Annotated in this window: 13 protein-coding genes; 6 read left to right on the top strand and 7 right to left on the bottom strand. The window is 77.0% G+C overall.

Annotation, left to right across the window (positions count from 1 at the left end; translation table 11 throughout):
• Window positions 1-61: 61 nt before the first annotated feature.
• Window positions 62-1,258, top strand: coding sequence for an ROK family protein (locus K8Z61_RS16295; RefSeq protein ID WP_224131063.1), 1,197 nt, complete (start codon window positions 62-64; stop codon window positions 1,256-1,258).
• A 230-nt stretch (window positions 1,259-1,488) separates the two neighbouring features.
• On the opposite strand, the gene K8Z61_RS16290 is transcribed toward K8Z61_RS16295, so the two are convergent.
• Genes K8Z61_RS16290 through K8Z61_RS16280 form a run of 3 tightly spaced genes read right to left on the bottom strand, consistent with a single transcriptional unit; the run spans window position 1,489 to window position 3,377 of the window.
• Complete coding sequence (locus K8Z61_RS16290) at window positions 1,489-2,685, bottom strand: EsaB/YukD family protein (protein ID WP_224131062.1); 1,197 nt, start codon at window positions 2,683-2,685, stop codon at window positions 1,489-1,491.
• Between the two features lie 12 nt (window positions 2,686-2,697).
• Window positions 2,698-2,991, bottom strand: coding sequence for a WXG100 family type VII secretion target (locus K8Z61_RS16285; RefSeq protein ID WP_224131060.1), 294 nt, complete (start codon window positions 2,989-2,991; stop codon window positions 2,698-2,700).
• Between the two features lie 47 nt (window positions 2,992-3,038).
• Window positions 3,039-3,377 (bottom strand): WXG100 family type VII secretion target, encoded by a 339-nt coding sequence (locus K8Z61_RS16280; protein WP_224131059.1) that lies wholly within the window; start codon window positions 3,375-3,377, stop codon window positions 3,039-3,041.
• A gap of 216 nt (window positions 3,378-3,593) precedes the next feature.
• Here K8Z61_RS16280 and K8Z61_RS16275 point away from each other — a divergent pair, with 216 nt between their 5' ends.
• Window positions 3,594-6,926 (top strand): FtsK/SpoIIIE domain-containing protein, encoded by a 3,333-nt coding sequence (locus K8Z61_RS16275; protein WP_224131058.1) that lies wholly within the window; start codon window positions 3,594-3,596, stop codon window positions 6,924-6,926.
• Here K8Z61_RS16275 and K8Z61_RS16270 read toward each other — a convergent pair.
• Entirely contained in the window at window positions 6,889-7,371 is a 483-nt protein-coding gene (locus tag K8Z61_RS16270) for a nuclear transport factor 2 family protein (protein WP_224131057.1), read from the bottom strand. The two genes, K8Z61_RS16275 and K8Z61_RS16270, sit on opposite strands and share 38 nt — an antisense overlap.
• 125 nt (window positions 7,372-7,496) lie before the next feature.
• On the opposite strand from K8Z61_RS16270, the gene K8Z61_RS16265 reads away from it, so the two are divergent.
• The 3 genes from K8Z61_RS16265 to K8Z61_RS16255 all read left to right on the top strand — a co-directional run bounded on the left by K8Z61_RS16265 (window position 7,497) and on the right by K8Z61_RS16255 (window position 8,654).
• Entirely contained in the window at window positions 7,497-7,670 is a 174-nt protein-coding gene (locus tag K8Z61_RS16265) for a hypothetical protein (RefSeq protein WP_224131056.1), read from the top strand.
• An 88-nt stretch (window positions 7,671-7,758) separates the two neighbouring features.
• Window positions 7,759-8,061 carry a type II toxin-antitoxin system VapB family antitoxin gene (locus K8Z61_RS16260; protein WP_224131054.1) on the top strand — a complete coding sequence of 101 codons (303 nt, stop codon included), beginning with the start codon at window positions 7,759-7,761 and terminating at the stop codon, window positions 8,059-8,061.
• Window positions 8,058-8,654 carry a LytR C-terminal domain-containing protein gene (locus tag K8Z61_RS16255; RefSeq protein WP_224131053.1) on the top strand — a complete coding sequence of 199 codons (597 nt, stop codon included), beginning with the start codon at window positions 8,058-8,060 and terminating at the stop codon, window positions 8,652-8,654. Before K8Z61_RS16260 ends, K8Z61_RS16255 begins: the two co-directional genes overlap by 4 nt.
• Before the next feature lie 16 nt (window positions 8,655-8,670).
• On the opposite strand, the gene K8Z61_RS16250 is transcribed toward K8Z61_RS16255, so the two are convergent.
• Entirely contained in the window at window positions 8,671-10,275 is a 1,605-nt protein-coding gene (locus tag K8Z61_RS16250; protein WP_224131052.1) for a potassium/proton antiporter, read from the bottom strand.
• A 104-nt stretch (window positions 10,276-10,379) separates the two neighbouring features.
• Here K8Z61_RS16250 and K8Z61_RS16245 point away from each other — a divergent pair, with 104 nt between their 5' ends.
• The gene (locus K8Z61_RS16245; RefSeq protein WP_224131051.1) at window positions 10,380-11,852 is read left to right on the top strand and encodes an FAD-binding protein; all 1,473 of its coding nucleotides are present in this window, start codon (window positions 10,380-10,382) and stop codon (window positions 11,850-11,852) included.
• Between the two features lie 95 nt (window positions 11,853-11,947).
• Here the strand turns inward: K8Z61_RS16245 and K8Z61_RS16240 are convergent, their stop codons facing one another.
• Window positions 11,948-13,621, bottom strand: coding sequence for an AMP-binding protein (locus K8Z61_RS16240; RefSeq protein WP_224131050.1), 1,674 nt, complete (start codon window positions 13,619-13,621; stop codon window positions 11,948-11,950).
• On the bottom strand, window positions 13,618-16,632 hold the full coding sequence (locus K8Z61_RS16235) for a crotonase/enoyl-CoA hydratase family protein (protein ID WP_224131049.1): 3,015 nt from the start codon (window positions 16,630-16,632) through the stop codon (window positions 13,618-13,620). Before K8Z61_RS16235 ends, K8Z61_RS16240 begins: the two co-directional genes overlap by 4 nt.
• Window positions 16,633-16,635: the final 3 nt, after the last annotated feature.

Raw genomic sequence — 16,635 nt, 5'->3', positions numbered from 1 at the left:
TGGATCGATACAAGCATGTTTCGGTTTTTTTCATGCAAAAGTCCCTGGCTAGGGTCCTGCCATGACGAGCGAGAACCGGCGCACCGCCGACGAGGCCGTCGGCACCTCGGCCGGCGCGCTGTTCGAGCTCGTGCGGAGCGCCCGGGCGGTCACCCGCAGCGAGCTCGCGCTGGCGACCGGGCTGTCCCGCACCGCCGTGGCCGCTCGCCTCGACGCGCTGCTGGCGCTCGGCCTGCTCACCGCGGGACCGCAGGTCACGTCCACTGGCGGCCGGCCTTCGGAGTCCCTGCGCGTGGCCCACGACGCCGGCGTCGTCGTCGCCATCGCCATCGGTCGCTCGCGACATCAGATCGGCGTACACGACCTGCTGGGCGGCGAGCTCGGCAGCGTCTCCGCCGAGCACGAGGTCGGCTCCCCGGCCGCCGCGCTCATGCCGCGCATCGTCGCCGTCGCCCGCGACCTCCTGGCGGCGACCGCGTCGGGGCGGACGGTGGTCGGCATCGGCATGTCGCTGCCAGGCAGCGTCGACCCCGAGGAGGTGTGCAGCGTCGGCTCGCCGGTGCTGCCCGGCTGGGACGGCGTGCCGCTCGAGCCGTTCCTCCGAGAGCTGGGCACCGCGCCGGTGTGGCTCGGCAACGACGCCGACGCGCTGGCCCACGCCGAGATCCTCGGCCGCCCCGAGCTCCGCGACGCCCTGGTGCTCAAGGCCTCGACAGGACTCGGGCTGGGCCTGGTGGCCGACGGGCGCATCCTGCGCGGTCACCGCGGCGCGGCGGGCGAGCTGGGTCACTGCCGCGTCCCGGAGGCCGCGGGTCGCGCCTGCCGCTGCGGGGCCACCGGGTGCCTGGAGACCGTCGCCGGCGGGTGGGCGCTCGTCGCCGACCACGCCGAGCGACACCCGGAGGCGGGGCTGCGCCACGTCCGCGAGCTCGTCGACCTGGCGCGGCGGGGCGACGCCGAGGCGCGCGGCCTGATCCGGGACGCCGGGCGGCACCTCGGGCCGTCGCTGGCCTTCGGCGTGAACCTGCTCAACCCCGAGGCGATCGTCGTGGGCGGCGACCTGGTCGGCGCCTTCGACGTGCTCGCGGGCGGCATCCGCGAGACGCTCTTCCCCGCGGCCGGCGAGCTCGCGACCCGCGACCTGCGCATCCTGCCCTCGGTGCACCGGGAGCGCGCGGGCCTGGTGGGCTGCGCGGCGCTCGCGCTCGACCACGCCCTCGCGCCGCACGCGATCGACCTCCGGGTCGCGCGGCGCTGACGCGGGGAGCCGCTCGGCCGAGCGGACGACCCACGACCACGCGACCCGGGCCGGCGGCCAGCGGGGCGCGGCGAGGACGCCGGCCAGGAGCGCCAGCGCGAGGAGCAGGCCGAGACCGGTGGCCACCCGGGACGCCGGCCGGCCCGCGGCGCCGCCGAGGAGGGCGGCGCCCGCGCGGCGGCGCTCGTCGCGCAGCGCCGCGAGCACCTCGCCGACCGCGGGCTGCTCGCTCACCGCGGGCCCGCGCCGGTCGGGGAGGTCAGGACCGTCACGACCGTCAGGACCACGAGGGGCGCGATCGCGACGGTGGCCACGAGCCCCGCGCGCCGGATCCGGCGCCGGGCGCCGAGCGGATCGCCCGCCGCCAGGAGGCCAGTGCCCAGCGCGAGGACGCCGAGCGTGGACGCCAGCGAGCCAGCCGGCCGTGATGCCGCCCAGGAGGTCGTCGCCGCGACGGCGACCAGCAGGGACGAGGACGCCCGGATCGCCTCGAGCGAGCGGCCCCCGCCGCTCGCCGCCCGCCCGCACAGCACGACGGCGGCGCACCCGGCCAGGAGGAGACCCGGACCACCGCCGCCGACGACGATCGGCGGCGCCGAGACGACCACGACGGCGGCCTGGGCCGTCGCCGCCGACGCCAGCAGGCCCCGCATCCCCTCGACGGCCGCCGTCGGGTCGACGGTCGGATCGGCGTCGAGCAGTCGGACGAGGCGCGCGCCCAGACCCGTCTCGCCGAGTCCGCAGGCCAGCGCCAGCCCGACCAGCACGGCCGCGGTCGTGGCGGGTGGTGCGCTCCGGATCGCGCCGAGCGCGTGGCCGAGCGCGACCGCGACGCCGGCGACGAGCAGCCCTCCGGCGACGCCCCGCGTGACCGGTCCGTCGATCCGCCCGGCTCCACCCGGGAGCCGTCGGCCGAGGAGCAGCGCGACCAGGCCGCCCGCGCCGAGTCCGGCGAGGGCCACGCCTGCTGCGGCATCGACGTCCGCCGTCGCGCGGGCGGCGTACGTCGCGGCGAGCGCGGCGGTGGCGGCCAGCACCGCGGTCGCCAGGAGCGCCGAGCGCGTCGCCCTCGCCGACCAGGGGGGCTCGAGCCGGTCGACGACCAGCCCGATCGACGCGACCGGGTCCAGCGGTCGCCGCAGCCGCGGACTCGCCTCGGCGCTGCCGACCAGGCTGAGCACCGCCCCCGGCAGCACGCCCTGGTCGCGCAGGCCGGCGTCCTCGCGGAGCGCGCCGCCGATCGCCGGGAGCAGGCGGGCGTCCTCGATAGGCACGGCGCAGTCGAGTCGCTCGAGGAGCTCGACCAGCAGCTCGCCGACCGGCAGCTCGGCATCCAACTCGAGATCGGCCCGGACCGCTCCGGCCACGATCGACACGGGCAGGACGCGGGACCGCGACTCCTCCCACAGACCCGCCAGCGCGCTCACGGCGTCCCGATCTCAGCCGAACAGGCCCGCGCCGCGCCGATCGGCCGCCGCGTACTCGGCGTCGGCGGTCGCGACGGCGGACCCCGTCGCGGCCAGGAGGGCGCGCAGGTCGTCCATCGCGCGATCCCACGCGGCCTTCGCGGCGTCGTAGGCGGACCGGGCCTCGCCGTCCCACCCGGCGCGCAGCGGCGCGAGGTCCGCCTCGAGTCGCTGCAGGCGCTCCTCGAGCCGACGGACGGTGCGGGCGAGGTCGGCGGCGCCGGCCGCGACGCCGGCGTGACGGACGTGGATGCCGTCGATGGTCATGGTTCTCTCCTCAGCGGTGGGACGGTGGGTGGCGGATGGATCGGGGGTCAGCCGAGCGCGCTGTGGAGCGCCGCCAGCGACGCGGCCTGCTGCTGATCGGCCTCGGTGACCTGCTGCTCGGTCGAGCGCAGACCCGCCTCGAGCCCGTCGAGGGCGGCCACGACCCGGGCGTGACGTTCGCTCCACGCCCGGGCGAGCGCCTGGAAGGCGGTCGCGCCGGCGCCGGACCAGTGCGACCGCAGCGTCTCGACGTCGGCCTCCAGGCCCCGGCCGATCGCGACCAGGTCGTGGTGGGCGGCGGTCACGAGCGTGGCCGCCCGCGAGAGGGCGTGCTCGCCGACGACGAGATCGCCGCCGGACGGCAGGGACGGGACGGGATGGGACATGGGGACCTCCTCGACGGGCCGGGCGATGCGCTCCGGGCCGCTCACGCTCGTCGTTCGACGACACCGGCGCATCCCGTCGTCCCCAGGGCCGCCGCAGATCGCCACCTGTCGCTCACAGGCGAGGTCGGAACGGGGCGATCCCCAGATCGCGGGGCCCGGTGGCGTCGGGCCGCGGGGCAGGGCGAGCGTGGGGGTCCCTGCTCCCCGGAGATGCCCATGCCACCAGCCATCAGCGCCGCCCGCCCCGACGCCCGGGCGTCCGACCCGTCGCCGCCGGCTCCCCCGAGCGCCCCCGAGCGCGACGGGCCGGCGCTCGCGCTGATGGGCGCGCTCCCCCTCCTCGCCGGCACCGGCTCGCTCGCCCTGGTCGCGGGTCGGGGCGGTCGCATGCTGCCGCTCCTCGGGGTCACGCTCCTGACGGCCGCCGTCCTCGTGGGTGCGCAGCTCGGGCGATCCCGTGCCGCGCGGCGGCGCCGGCTCGAGCGGCTGCGCGGCGACTACCGGGCCGCGCTCGAGCAGTGGCGCACCGCACGTGACAGCGGAGCTGGCTGCGAGCCCGCGATGGCGGACGAGTCCCTGCCGGTCGTGGTCGGCACCGGGCTCGAGGACGAGCACCCGGCCCGACCCGCGGTGCCGCCCGACGTCGACCCCGGCTGCCTGCACGCCCTGGAGCGAGCGCTGCGGCTGCCGGGGCGCCGCCTGCCGCGGCTGGCGGACCTCCGCACCACCGAGCGCCTGGTCACGAGCGGTGCAGGTGCTCGCGGCCGAGCGCGGGCGATCGTCGTCGACGCGGCCCGTCGCCATCCGCCCGACCGGCTCCGCATCGCGGTGCTGGCCGGGGACGAGGCCGCGCGCGAGGCGTGGCGCTGGACGGCGTGGCTGCCCCATGCCCGTGCGGCCTCCCCCGAGGCGTCCGAGGCCGCTGCGGCGCTCCCCCGCGACGTCCACCTGCTGCTGGTGGTCGAGGCGGGCGACGACCCCGCAGAGGTCCTGCGTGCCGCGGGGCCGTCGACGACCGTCCTCCGGGTCGATCCGACCGGCCCTGCGTCGCAGGTGGACGAGCCGTTCCTCGATCGCGCCGCCGCGGAGCGGGCGGCTCGGGGCCTGGCACGGGTGGGCGGGGTCGGCCACCGAGACCGTCGGGCGCAGGGCCTGCCGCGGCTGGAGGTGATGCTCGGCCTCGACCCGGCCGGATCCCCGGTGACGCTGGACCTGCGGGAGGCGGCCGACGGCGGTCAGGGACCGCACGGGCTCCTGGTCGGCGCCACCGGATCCGGCAAGTCCGCGCTCCTGCGGAGCCTCGTGCTCGACCTGGCGGCGTCCCATCCGCCCGAGCGCCTCGCGCTCGGGCTGATCGACTTCAAGGGGGGCGCCGCCTTCGCCGATCTCGTAGGCCTGCCCCACGTGGCCGGGCTGGCGACCAACCTGGCCGGCGACCTCGCCCTCGTCGATCGCCTGGCCTCGGCGTTGACCACCGAGGTCGCGGAGCGGCAGCAGCGGCTCAGCGACGCCGGCCGCCTCCCGTCCCTCGGGGCGTGGACGCCAGAGACGACGCTCGTGCACGGCCCCCCGCCGCCCCGCCTGCTGCTCGTCGTCGACGAGCTCGGAGAGCTCCTGGTCGCCCGTCCCGACCTGCTGGACGTGCTGACCGCGCTCGGTCGGGTCGGACGGTCGCTCGGCATCCACCTGCTCGTCTCGACCCAGCGCTGGGAGGAGGGCCGCCTCCACGGTCTCGAGGCCCACCTCTCGTACCGCATCGCCCTGCGCACCTTCTCCGAGACCGAGTCGCGCGCCGTGCTCGGCCTCCCCGACGCCGCGCGGCTGCCGCGGGCCCCCGGCCACGGACTGCTGCGGGCGGACGGGGTCGTCCGCCCGTTCCGCAGCCTCGACCTGACCCGCCCCCGGCCGGCGCCCACCCGCACCGTGCGGAGTCGCCCGCTCGGGGCCGCCCCGTCCGACGCCGGCCACCTCGTCGCCTGGGAGCAGAGGCTGCGGTCGACGGCTGGCTCTCATCCACGGCGGAGCGCGCCGATCTGGACGGCCGAGCTCATCGGGCCCCTCCCGCTGCTCGACCTGCTCGACCCGGACGCCCCGACCGAGCGGCCCGACGGCCCCGACACCGACACCGCCCCCACCGGGATCGTCGCCGTGGGAGTCCGCGAACGCCCGCGCGGCCGGCGGCTCGAGCGACTCGAGATCGATCTCGACCGGGGACGTCACCTGCTGGTCGTCGGCGGCGCGGGCTCCGGCGTCAGCACCGCTCTGCGCTCGATCGCCTGGGCGCACGTGCTGCACCGCGCACCCCGATCGCTGCAGGTGGTGCTCGTCGACCTGGCAGGGCGCGGGCTCGATCCGCTCCGGGACCTCCCGCACGTGACCCTGCGCGCACGGGCCGACGAGCCGGAGGCGCTCGACGAGCTCGCCGCCCGACTCCGGGAGGAGATGCGCGCCCGCGCCGGCGACGGCGCGGACGATCGGCCGGACCTGCTCGTCGTGGTCGACGGCTGGGGCCGCCTCGACGCGCTCGCCCCGCCGGTCGCCGAGGTCCTGCGCGGCCTGCCGACGGCCGATCCGGCGCGCGGCCTGCGCTGCGCGGTCGGCGCCGCCCGCTGGTCGGACCTGCGCCCGGCCGTCCGCGACCGCCTGCGGCTCCTCGCCGAGCTGCGGCTGGGCGATCCGGGCGAGTCCGGCGTCGATCGACGCCGCGCGGGGGACGTCCCCCGCGACCGGCCGGGCCGCGGACTCGACGTCGAGGGTCACGACGTGCTGCTCGCCTGCCCGGGATCGACCGCCGACGAGGCGCGGATGGCCCGGAGCGTGCGGGACGCCTGGCCCGATCACCTGGAGACGCCGACGCCGAGCCGCTCGGCGGTCGCCCCCGGCCGGCAGCGCGTGGCCGCCCGGGCCGACCTCCAAGGCGCGGCCCTCCTCCTCGGCGTCGCCGCCACCCCTGCGGGACCGCAGCTGGTGCGGCTCCTGGCCCCCCTGCTGGTCCGGGGAGCTCGCTCCGCCCGCGCGGACTGCCTCGATCTGCTGGTTCGACGCGCCGTCGATCGCGGTACCGCCTGGCGGATGCTGCGGGTCGGCGGCGCGGCGGCCGGCCCAGCGCCGCCGGAGCTGTGCGTCCCCTGGCTCGACGCGGACGAGCAGGATCCCGCGGCCGCCGAGGCACGGATCGCCGAGATCGTCCGCCACCTCGAGACCCGACCGATCGGTCCCGAGGACGGCGGGGGGCCGCCGGCGCACCCGAGGCTGCTGGTGCTGGCCGACGAGCCGACGCCCGCCCTGCTGCGCTCCCTGCTCCGACTCCGATCACCCGGTGCCGCGGCGTGGGCCACCCTCGTCGTGGGGGGAGGGGCGGACCGCACGCGACCCGCCCCCGGCTGGTGGACGCTCGACCTCGGGCCCCTCGGGGCCCTCGGACCCGAGGGACGCCTGCACCGACCGGCCCACCCCGCGGTGACGATCGGGACGGGCCCGGGCACCGACGTCGACGGGGCCGGCGACGACCTCAGACGTGGGTGTGCGTCCCCGGGGCGCTCACCTTGAAGCTCGGCAGGTCGTCGAGGCTCATCGTGGCCTCGTAGGTGCGCCGGTACCCGGTGTGCGCGATGCGCCAGCCGTCGGGCGTGCGCACGTAGCGGTCCTCGTAGAGCGCGGCGCCCTCGAGCATGAAGCGGAAGGCCTCGACGATCACCTTGTCCTGTAGGTACCAGTGCCCGATGGCGGTGTCGCCGTCCACCTCGATCTCGGGGTGGTGGGCCTGGTGCAGCGTGATCAGGCCCTCGCCGAGCTGGGCGCGCATGTAGCCGACGAGCTCGTCGCGGCTGGCGAAGGTCAGGCCGTTGTAGTCGCCGGTCGCCTCGGGGAGGAAGCACTCCTCGAAGGCGTCCCACTGCTTGGTGTCGAGGGTCCGCAGGTAGCGGTACTTGAGCCGGGCGATCGCGTCGCGATCGTCCTGGAGGTCGATCCGGGGGGAGGTGGTCTGGGTCACAGCCGCAACCTACGCGTGCTCGCCGTCACACACGACGAAAACCGCCTGTAACCGGCTCTCAACCGCCCCGCCATGCGGGCGGCCCACGATGAGTTCACCGACCACCCACGCACCCGGAGGCACCGATGGAGAACCCCACCAGCGCCACGCGCGACCACGCCACCCTGCCCACGCCGCCCACCGACCTGAGGACCCGTCACTCCCAGGCGCTCGCCCGCCTGATGGCCGACCGCGAGGACCTGCGCGGCATCAACGGCTTCGCCGACCTCATCGACGACTCGCTGCGCTGGACGGCCTGACCGACCGCGACCCCGGCCCGACGCGGGACCCGCGGCGACCTGTGCACGAGCACGGCGCCCCGGGCGATCGCGTCGTTATAGTCCGGTCGTGATCTTCAAGGGCGTCGGGGAGGGTCGCCCCTACCCGGACCACGGCATGGCGCCGCGGGACTGGGCGGCCCTCCCGCCCCGGCAGGTGCGCCTCGACCAGCTGATCACCACCAAGGACACCCTGCAGCTGGCTGCCCTCCTCGACTCCGAGTCGACCTTCTACGGCGATCTCTTCGCCCACGTCGTCGCCTGGCGCGGCGAGCTCTACCTGGAGGACGGACTGCACCGCGCGCTCCGAGCAGCCCTGCAGCAACGCACGGTGCTCCACGCGCGCGTGCGCGTCCTCGAGGACGCCTCGTGAGCGGCTCGCACTCCGACCCGACCCCGGGCGGGAGCGGCCTGGGTCCCACCGGCCGCACCGCGACGATCCTGCTCGTCCTGCTCGCGCTGACGGTCGCGGGCTTCCTGTGGGGCGTCTCCGCGCTCACCGCTCCCTTCGGCGGCTCCGGCGGCTCCGGCGGCTCCGCGGGCGACGCCGCCGGCCCGGGGTCGGGCGACGCGACGCCCGCCTGCCGCACCGTCCGCCGGCCGACGGGTCCGACCGTGCGTCCGAGCGACGTCACCGTCTCGGTGCTCAACGCCGGCGCGCCGGGAGGCTCCGCAGGCAGCGCGCTCGACGCCCTCGTGGCCCAGGGCTTCCAGCGCGGGAGCGCCGGCAACTCCGGCGACGGCCAGGCGCCGGTGACGGTCTGGAGCGCCGAGCCCGAATCGCTCGAGACGCGTCTGGTGCTCTCGGCCCTTCCCGACGCCACCCAGGCCGTGCTCCCGCCGGCCGGCGCGCCCCAGGCGGCCGGGGTGATCGTCGTCGTCGGTCCAGGCTTCGACGGGGAGCTCGGCACCGCCCGCTCGTCGCTGCGGGCGACCAAGGCCGTTCGCGTCTGCGGCGACGGCTGACGTCCGGCGGACGGGCCTAGGACCGGCGGCGGGGCCAGGCCCCGCGTCCGGGGCGCGGACCGCTGCGAGGTCCCGCGGCCGGGGCCCCCGGAGCGCCGATCCCGCCGACGGCGCCCGCGGCCGTCCGCTCGGGCCGCGACCACCGCGCCAGCCGACCGTGGCGGCTGACCTCGCGCAGCCGGCGCTCGGTGCGCTCGCGCTCCTTGCGCGCGGTCACGACCAGCAGGTCGTCGCCGCGACGCAGCACGGTGCGGTGCTCGGGCACGAGCGCCTGGCCGTCGCGGATGACCAGGGACACCGAGGCCCCGGGCGGCAGCCGCAGCTCGCCGACCTCGACGCCGTGCAGGCGGGACGCCGGGCTGATGGTGATCTGCAGCAGGTCGGCGGCGATCCGCTCGAGCGGCGCCGCCTCGAGGTCCAGGTCGCGGGGCTCGGAGCGTCGGGCGACGCGCAGCACCCGGGCGACCAGCGGCAGCGTGGGCCCGGTGATCAGGGTGAAGACGACGACCATGACGAAGACCAGGTCGAACAGGCGCTCCGAGCCGGGAACGCCCTCGGCGAGCGGGATCGTCATCAGCACGATCGGCACCGCGCCGCGCAGGCCCGCATAGGAGAGGAAGGCGAGATCGGGCCAGCGCATGGGACGGACGACGGCGCTGGCCAGCACCGAGAGCGGACGCGCCACCAGCGTGAGGACGAGCCCGGCGACGAGCGCCAGACCGACCACCTCGAGCGTGATGCGTCCGGGCGAGAGCAGCAGGCCGAGCATGACGAAGAGCCCGATCTGGGCGAGCCAGGCGATGCCCTCGGAGAAGGAGCGGGTGGCGCCGCGGTGCGGCAGCTCGGAGTTGCCGAGCACGAGCGCGGCGACGTACACGGCGGCGAACCCGCTCGCGTGCAGCGCGGCGGCGATGCCGTAGGCGAGGAGGGCGAGGCTGAGGACGGCGATCGGGTAGAGCCCCGAGGCCGGCAGCGCCGCGCGCCGCAGCACCCAGGCGCCGCCCGCGCCGAGCAGCAGCCCGAGCGCCAGACCCGCCAGCAGCTCGTAGACGACGAGGGCGCCGATCGCCCAGGCCGGCTGGTCCAGGGCGGCGCCGGAGGCGACCAGGGTCACCAGCACCACGGTCGGGGCGTCGTTGAGGCCGGACTCCGCCTCGAGGGCGCCGATGATCCGGCGGGGCAGCGGCACCACGCGCAGCACCGAGAACACGGCGGCGGCGTCGGTGGGCGAGCAGACCGCGCCGAGGAGGATCGAGAGCTGCCACGACAGCCCCAGCACGACGTGACCCGCCACCGCCATCACCGCCACCGAGACCGCGACGCCGACCGTCGCGAGCGACGCACCGAGGCGGACCGACGGCCGCATGGCGCGCCAGGACGTCGTCAGACCGCCCTCGGCGAGGATCAGCACCAGCGCGGCGAAGCCCAGGGCATGGGCCAGCTCGGCGTCCTCGAAGGGGATGCCGAGCCCCGACTCCCCCAGCGCGACGCCCATGAGCAGGTAGAGCAGGAGGCTCGGGAGTCCGGCGCGCGCGGTGACGCGCACGGCGAGGACGGCGGCGAGGGTGACCGCGGCGCCCCACAGCACGAACTGGTCGAGCTGGTGGACGTCGAAGGTCATGTCACCTCTCGGGTGGCGCTGGCCGGCTGTGGGGGCTCAGCCTAGCGAGCAGGACGCCGCGGCCTTCCGTCGCGCAGAACTGGAACGTGTTCTAGATTGGTGCCATGAGCGGCACCACGATCCCGTCCGTCGTCCCGGCCGACACGCTGCCCCCCGACGTCGAGCGCTACGACGTGATCGTCGTGGGGTTCGGGATCGCGGGCGGCTGCGCGGCGCTGGAGGCCGCCCGGGCCGGAGCCCGCACGCTGATCCTGGAGCGGGCCGCGGTGCACGGCGGCACGACCTGCATGGCCGGCGGTCACTTCTACCTCGGCGGCGGCACCGCGGTGCAGAGGGCGACCGGGCACGAGGACACCCCCGACGACATGTACGCCTACCTCGTCGCGACCAGCCGCGACCCCGAGCACGACAAGATCCGCGCCTACTGCGACGGCTCGGTCGAGCACTTCGAGTGGCTCGAGGCCCTCGGGTTCGAGTTCGAGCGCTCGTACTACCCGCACAAGGCGGTCATCCAGCCCGGCACCGAGGGCCTGATGTACACCGGCAACGAGAAGGTGCACCCCTACCGCGATCTGGCCCGCCCCGCACCGCGCGGCCACAAGGTCCCCGTGCCCGGCGACACCGAGGGCGCCCGGATCGTCGTCGACCTGCTGCGCGACCGCTGCGCCGAGGCCGGCGTCGAGGTCCGCTACGAGACCGGGGCGACCAACCTCGTCCTCGACGGCGAGGGGCGGGTCCGCGGCGTCGCCTGGCGACGCTTCGAGGAGACCGGCGTGCTCGCCGCGGACGCCGTCGTGATCGCGGCCGGCGGGTTCGTCATGAACGCCGACATGGTCGCCGCCCACACCCCGGCACTGGGGTCGAAGCTGTTCACCCTCGGCTCCACCTACGACGACGGGCTCGGCATCCGCCTGGGCGCCTCGGCCGGCGCCGAGCTCAAGCACATGGACCAGCCGTTCATCACCGCGCCGTTCTACCCGCCCTCCAGCCTGGTCAAGGGGGTGATCGTCAACAAGGACGGGCAGCGGTTCGTCGCCGAGGACTCCTACCACTCCCGCACCTCCTACCACGTCATGCACCAGCGCGACGCGACCGCGTACCTCATCGCCGACAGCGCCCACATGGGCGAGCGCGGCATGCCGCTGGCCAAGCTCGTCGACGGGTTCGACACGATCGAGGAGATCGAGACCGCCCTCGATCTGCCCGCCGGGTCGCTCGTCGCCACCATGGCGCGCTACGACGAGCACGCCGCCCGCGGCGAGGACCCCGACTTCGGCAAGCACCCCGACTGGCTCGCCCCCCAGACCGAGGGCCCCTGGGGCGTCTACAGCCTCGCCCTCGGCGAGGCCCTCTACGCCGGGTTCACCCTCGGCGGCATCGCCACCACCCTCGACGGCCAGGCCCGCCGCCCCGACGGCACCGTGATCGAGGGCCTCTACGCCGCCGGCGCCTGCGCCTCCAACATCGCCCAGGACGGCGCCGGCTACTGCTCCGGCACCCAGCTCGGCGAGGGCTCCTTCTTCGGCCGACGCGCCGGGCGGCACGCCGCCGTCCGGCGCGGGGCTGCCGTCGGCTGACCAGCGCAGGAATCCCCGGATATCCGGGGAAACCGGACGTTGTCAGGGGAAGTTTCCCCTGACAACGTCCAGATTCCCCTGACCAGTCGCCTCGATCAGCCCGGCGGGACGACGTCGGCCGGGGAGGCGGCGGCCACCAGCAGCCGCCGCAGCACCTTGCCGGTGGCGTTGCGCGGGAGCACGTCGACGATCCAGACCTCGCGGGGCACCTCGTGGCGGGCGAGCCGCTCGCGGGCCAGCGCACGCAGGGCGTCGGGGTCGGGAGCGGAACCGGGACGCGGCACGACGACCGCGCGCAGCCGCTGCCCGAACTCCTCGTCCGGCACCCCGACCACGACGGCCTCGTCGACGTCCGGGTGCGCCGCCAGCAGCGCCTCGACCCGACCGGGCATCACGTTCTCCCCGCCGGAGACGATCATGTCGTCCTCGCGGCCGTCGACGTGGAGCAGCCCGTGGGCGTCGACGTGGCCGACGTCGCCGGTGGAGACGTAGCCGTCGACGACCTCCTTGCCGGAGCCGTCGGTGTACCCGCCGAAGGCGAGCAGGCTGCGCACGAAGATCGTGCCGCGCTCGCCGCGCGCCACCGGCCGCCGGTCGGCGTCCAGCACGCGAATGCGGGCGCCGGCGGGCGGGCGTCCGACGCAGCCGGGGGCGAGCGCGAGCTCGTCGGGACGCGCCACCGCGGCGACGCCCACCTCCGTGGAGCCGTACATGTTGTGCAGCACCGGCCCGAGCAGGGCGTGGGTGCGCCGGCACAGGTCCGCGGGCAGGACGGAGCCGGCCGCGTAGACCCGGGTCAGGGACGCGAGTGCGGCCGGGTCGGGGTCGAGGGCGAGCAGGCGGTGCAGCATCGTCGGCACCAGGACGAGCGCGTCCGCCCGGGTGGCGGCGATGGTGTCGCGGCAGCGGGCGGCGTCGAAGCGTCGGGCCAGCACCACCCGGCAGCCCGCGGCCAGGGCCAGCACGAGCTGGGAGAGCCCGGTGCCGTGGAAGACCGGGGCGGCCATGACGACCGTCCCGCCGCGGGGGAACGGCAGCCGGTCGAGTACCTGCGCGCTCTGCAGCGGCGAGACGCGTCCGCGGGGCGCGCCCTTGGGCACCCCGGTGGTGCCGCTGGTCATCACCACCAGCCCGCCGGAGCGACGCGGGAGCGGCAGGGGCGAGCGCTGCCGGCGAGGGTCGGCCGCCGCCCGGGCGAGGAAGCCCTCGGCGCCGTCGAGCAGCAGCGCGCCCGGCCGCGGTGCGGGGGACGACCCGAGCGCCTCGGCGACGACGGAGGCGGAGCCCTCGTCGTGCAGCACCAGCGCCACGCCCTCGCGCTCGAGCACGGCGGCCAGCTGCGGCGCCGCGGAGCCGGTGTTGAGCAGCACCACGCGGAGTCCGACCAGCCCCGCCGCGCCCAGGGCGACCACCGCGCCACGGTGGTCGCGGGCCAGCAGGCCGACGACCGACGGCGCCCCGAGCGGACGGTCCTCGGGCAGCACCGCCAGCAGCTCCTGCGCGAGCGCCTCGGACGCCGCGTCCAGGGCGCCGTAGGTCAGCTCGCCGTCGTCGTCGAGGAGCGCGACGGCGTCGGGATGGCGTCGTGCGCCGCGCCGCACGACCGCGGCCACGGGCCCGAGACGCTCGGTGTCGCGGGCGGTCCGCAGCGTGTCGAGCGGACGGGTCGGCTCGACGAGCCGCTCGCGCACCAGCACGGCGGCCGCCGCCGCGGAGCCGCGCAGGTCGAGCGCCGCCTCCCGGACGCGCGCCGCGCCGGGGGCGCTCACCGTCCCCGCCAGACCGGGTCGCGCTTCTCGGCGAAGGCGGCGACGCCTTCCCGCGCGTCGTCGCTCAGCACCACCGGGGAGGCCAGCTCGCTCTGCCGCTGGAACCCCTCCTCGGCGCTCCACCCGGGGGCCTCGTCGACGATCCGCTTGCCGACGCTCACCGAGAGGGGGGCGTTCGCGGCGATCCGCAGCGCGAGGTCGAGCGCGACGTCCAGCGCCGTGCCCGCGGGCACGAGCCGGTTGACCAGCCCGAGCTCGGCGAGCCGCGCGGCCGGCAGCGGGTCGGCCACCAGCGCGAGCTCCAGGGCGATCGGCCGGGGCAGCCGCACCGCGGTGCGCCACAGCCCGCCGGCCGCGGCGAGCAGCCCGCGCTTGGCCTCGGGGAGCCCGAAGACGGCGTCCTCGGCCGCGACGACGAGGTCGGCGCAGAGCGCGAGCTCGAACCCTCCGGCCAGCGCGGGCCCCTCGACGGCGGCGATCGTGGGCTTCGTCGGCGGCTCGGCGGTCAGTCCGAGCGGCCCGCGTCGGTCGGTCACGGGGATCTCGCCGCGGTGGGCGCCGGCGAGGTCCATCCCTGCGCAGAAGGTGCCGCCGGCCCCCGTCAGGACGATCGCGCGCACCGAGGCGTCGGCCTCGGCGTCGTCGATCGCGCGCTCCAGTGCCAGCGCGGTCGGACGGTCGACCGCGTTGCGGACGTGCGGCCGGTCGAGCGTCACGACGAGCACCTCGCCGCGGGGGCCGTGACGCTCGGTGCGCACCGGCGCGGGCGGCGGCTCGGGCAACGGCGCACGCGTCTCGTCGACCACCACCGGCCGACCCTGCTCCCAGCGGATCGTGCGGCGCTGGAGCCCGTCGGCCTCGGCGAGCGCCACGTCGTCCGGGTGCTCCGAGCGCAGCAGGACGCGGGCGCCGTCGTCGGTGAGCACGCTCAGCACGACGCCCTCGGCGGAGCCGTCGCGCCGGTACGGCACCGTGAGCGCCTCGACGACGCCGGTGCCCTCGAGCTCGGTGCGCACCGGCCGCGCCGGGGGCCGCTCGACGACCGGCTTGAGGTGCGCGAACGGGCGCTCGGGCGGGGTGGCGGAGTAGAGGCCGAGCGCGTGCTTGGTGGCGTACCAGCCCAGCGAGGAGGAGAGCCCGATCTCGTCGGGTCGCTCCCGCAGCAGCGGGACGAGCGTGGCCACCGCGTGCGTGCCGTAGTCGTTGCCCGGCCCGCCGGCGAAGGTGAGCCCGCCGGTGACCGTGAGCGGACGGGCCGGGTCCTGCCAGGGCAGGCCGAGCGCCTGCGCCCCGAGCTGCACCGCCGCCGGGAAGCAGGAGTAGAGGTCGACCGGCCCGAGGTCGGCGGCGGTGACGCCGGCGTGCTCGAGCGCGGCCGCGCCGATCGCGGCGATCGCGGGGGACGCGGCGAGGTCGGCGCGCTCGGCGACGAACCACTCGTCGGTGGCGGAGGCGCCGGCGTGCAGGAACACCCAGCGCTCCTGCGGGACGCCGGCGGCCTGCGCGGCGGCCGCCGACATGACGACGACGCCGGCGCCGAGGTCGACGGTGAAGTTGGCGCACATCAGCTTCGTGTAGAGGCCGCTGACGGCGCGGTTCTCGGGCGTGGGCGTGCCGATCTCGGCGGCCGAGCGGGCGGTGGGGTCCCAGGCGTGGGGGTTGCCGGCGGCCACCTGCGAGAAGCGCGCCCACAGGTCGGCGATCGCGGCCCGGTGCTCGGCCGGCGCCACCCCGGCGTCGCCCGCGGCGCCCTCGAGCGCCGACTCCAGGAGCGCGTAGACGTAGATCGGGGCGCCGAGGCCGACGGCGGTCTCCGCCTCGTGGTTGGCCGGCCGGTCGACGCCGATGACGCGGCCGGGCGCGGCGTCGTCCGGCTGGCGGGTCCAGTCGGGCTGGCGGCCGTCCCGCTGGAGCGCCGAGACCGTGGCGCCGGCCTCGGCGCCCGACACCAGCACCACGTGGGCGGCGCCGTCGACGACCTGCTGGGCTGCGTCGTTGAGCGCGAGCTGGGCGCCGTCGCCGCCGTAGGGCGAGGTCTGGACGGTGGCCGCGGCGTCGGCCCCCACCGCGGCCGCGACCAGGCCGGCCTGGTCGCCGTAGGTCCAGGACGCGCTGGGCACGGCGTAGACGAGGTCGGCCGAGGCGAGCAGCGCCTCGGCGCCGAGGGCGGCGGTCGCGTCGGCGGCGGCCGCCCGCAGCGCGCGCACCGCCAGCGCGACCGGGTCGGCGTCCGGGTCGGGTTGGCGCTGGGTCACCTGGCCGACCCCGACCACGACCGGGGTGCGCGGGTCGAGCAGGCGGCCCGTGCGCACGTGGAGCACCGGCTCGTCCGACACCCGCAGCCGCGCGACGCCGTCGGCGTCGAGCAGCTCGGCGAGCGCGGCGAGCGACTCCCCGAGCGCCACCTCGACGCTGCGCACCGCCGTGAGACCGACCGGCCCCTTGACCGGCGGGCCGTCCAGCGCGCCGTCGAGCCGGACCACCGTGCCCGCCGGGCCGGCGGCGGCGAGGCTCGCCCACAGCCCGACGGTGATGCCCATCGGCCCGGTGCCGCGCAGGGCGAAGCCGTCGGGGCCGGCGGCCTCGACCCGCCAGCGGGCCTGGGCGGGGATGTCCATGAGCCGGATCTGCTCCACCAGCTCGGCGCCGACCGCCTCGGCGTCCAGCCGCGCCGGACGCTCGCCGCGCCAGCCGACGTGCAGGGTCAGCCAGGCGTGCCGCTGCTCGAGGTCGGCGAGCAGCTCCGCGACCGCCTCCGGAGGCGCCGGGACGAGCCGCTGCGCGCTCACCTGCCGGGCGTAGCCCTCGACGCCGGCCGGCGCAGGCAGGGCGGGTGCGCCCTCGAGCGGGACGTCGGACTCGGTGGACCCGCCGCCGAGCGCGGCCGGCAGCCGGCTCTCGACGGCCAGCCGCGCGGTCGTCGCGAGCACCGGCGCGAGCACGCGGGCCTGCGCGGGCAGGCTGCGGACCGTGCGCGCGAGGCGGTCGAGCGGGGAGCGATCACGGGTCATGGG

Source organism: Nocardioides sp. TRM66260-LWL (assembly GCF_020075545.1).
GTDB lineage: Bacteria > Actinomycetota > Actinomycetes > Propionibacteriales > Nocardioidaceae > Nocardioides.
This window is presented reverse-complemented; position numbering and strand designations above follow the sequence as displayed.

Coding starts and splice junctions, on each gene's coding strand:
- K8Z61_RS16295 (WP_224131063.1), top strand. CDS start 62: ATGACGAGCGAGAACCGGCGCACCGCCGACGAGGCCGTCGGCACCTCG.
- K8Z61_RS16285 (WP_224131060.1), bottom strand. CDS start 2,991: ATGACCATCGACGGCATCCACGTCCGTCACGCCGGCGTCGCGGCCGGC.
- K8Z61_RS16280 (WP_224131059.1), bottom strand. CDS start 3,377: ATGTCCCATCCCGTCCCGTCCCTGCCGTCCGGCGGCGATCTCGTCGTC.
- K8Z61_RS16275 (WP_224131058.1), top strand. CDS start 3,594: ATGCCACCAGCCATCAGCGCCGCCCGCCCCGACGCCCGGGCGTCCGAC.
- K8Z61_RS16265 (WP_224131056.1), top strand. CDS start 7,497: ATGGAGAACCCCACCAGCGCCACGCGCGACCACGCCACCCTGCCCACG.
- K8Z61_RS16250 (WP_224131052.1), bottom strand. CDS start 10,275: ATGACCTTCGACGTCCACCAGCTCGACCAGTTCGTGCTGTGGGGCGCC.
- K8Z61_RS16245 (WP_224131051.1), top strand. CDS start 10,380: ATGAGCGGCACCACGATCCCGTCCGTCGTCCCGGCCGACACGCTGCCC.
- K8Z61_RS16235 (WP_224131049.1), bottom strand. CDS start 16,632: ATGACCCGTGATCGCTCCCCGCTCGACCGCCTCGCGCGCACGGTCCGC.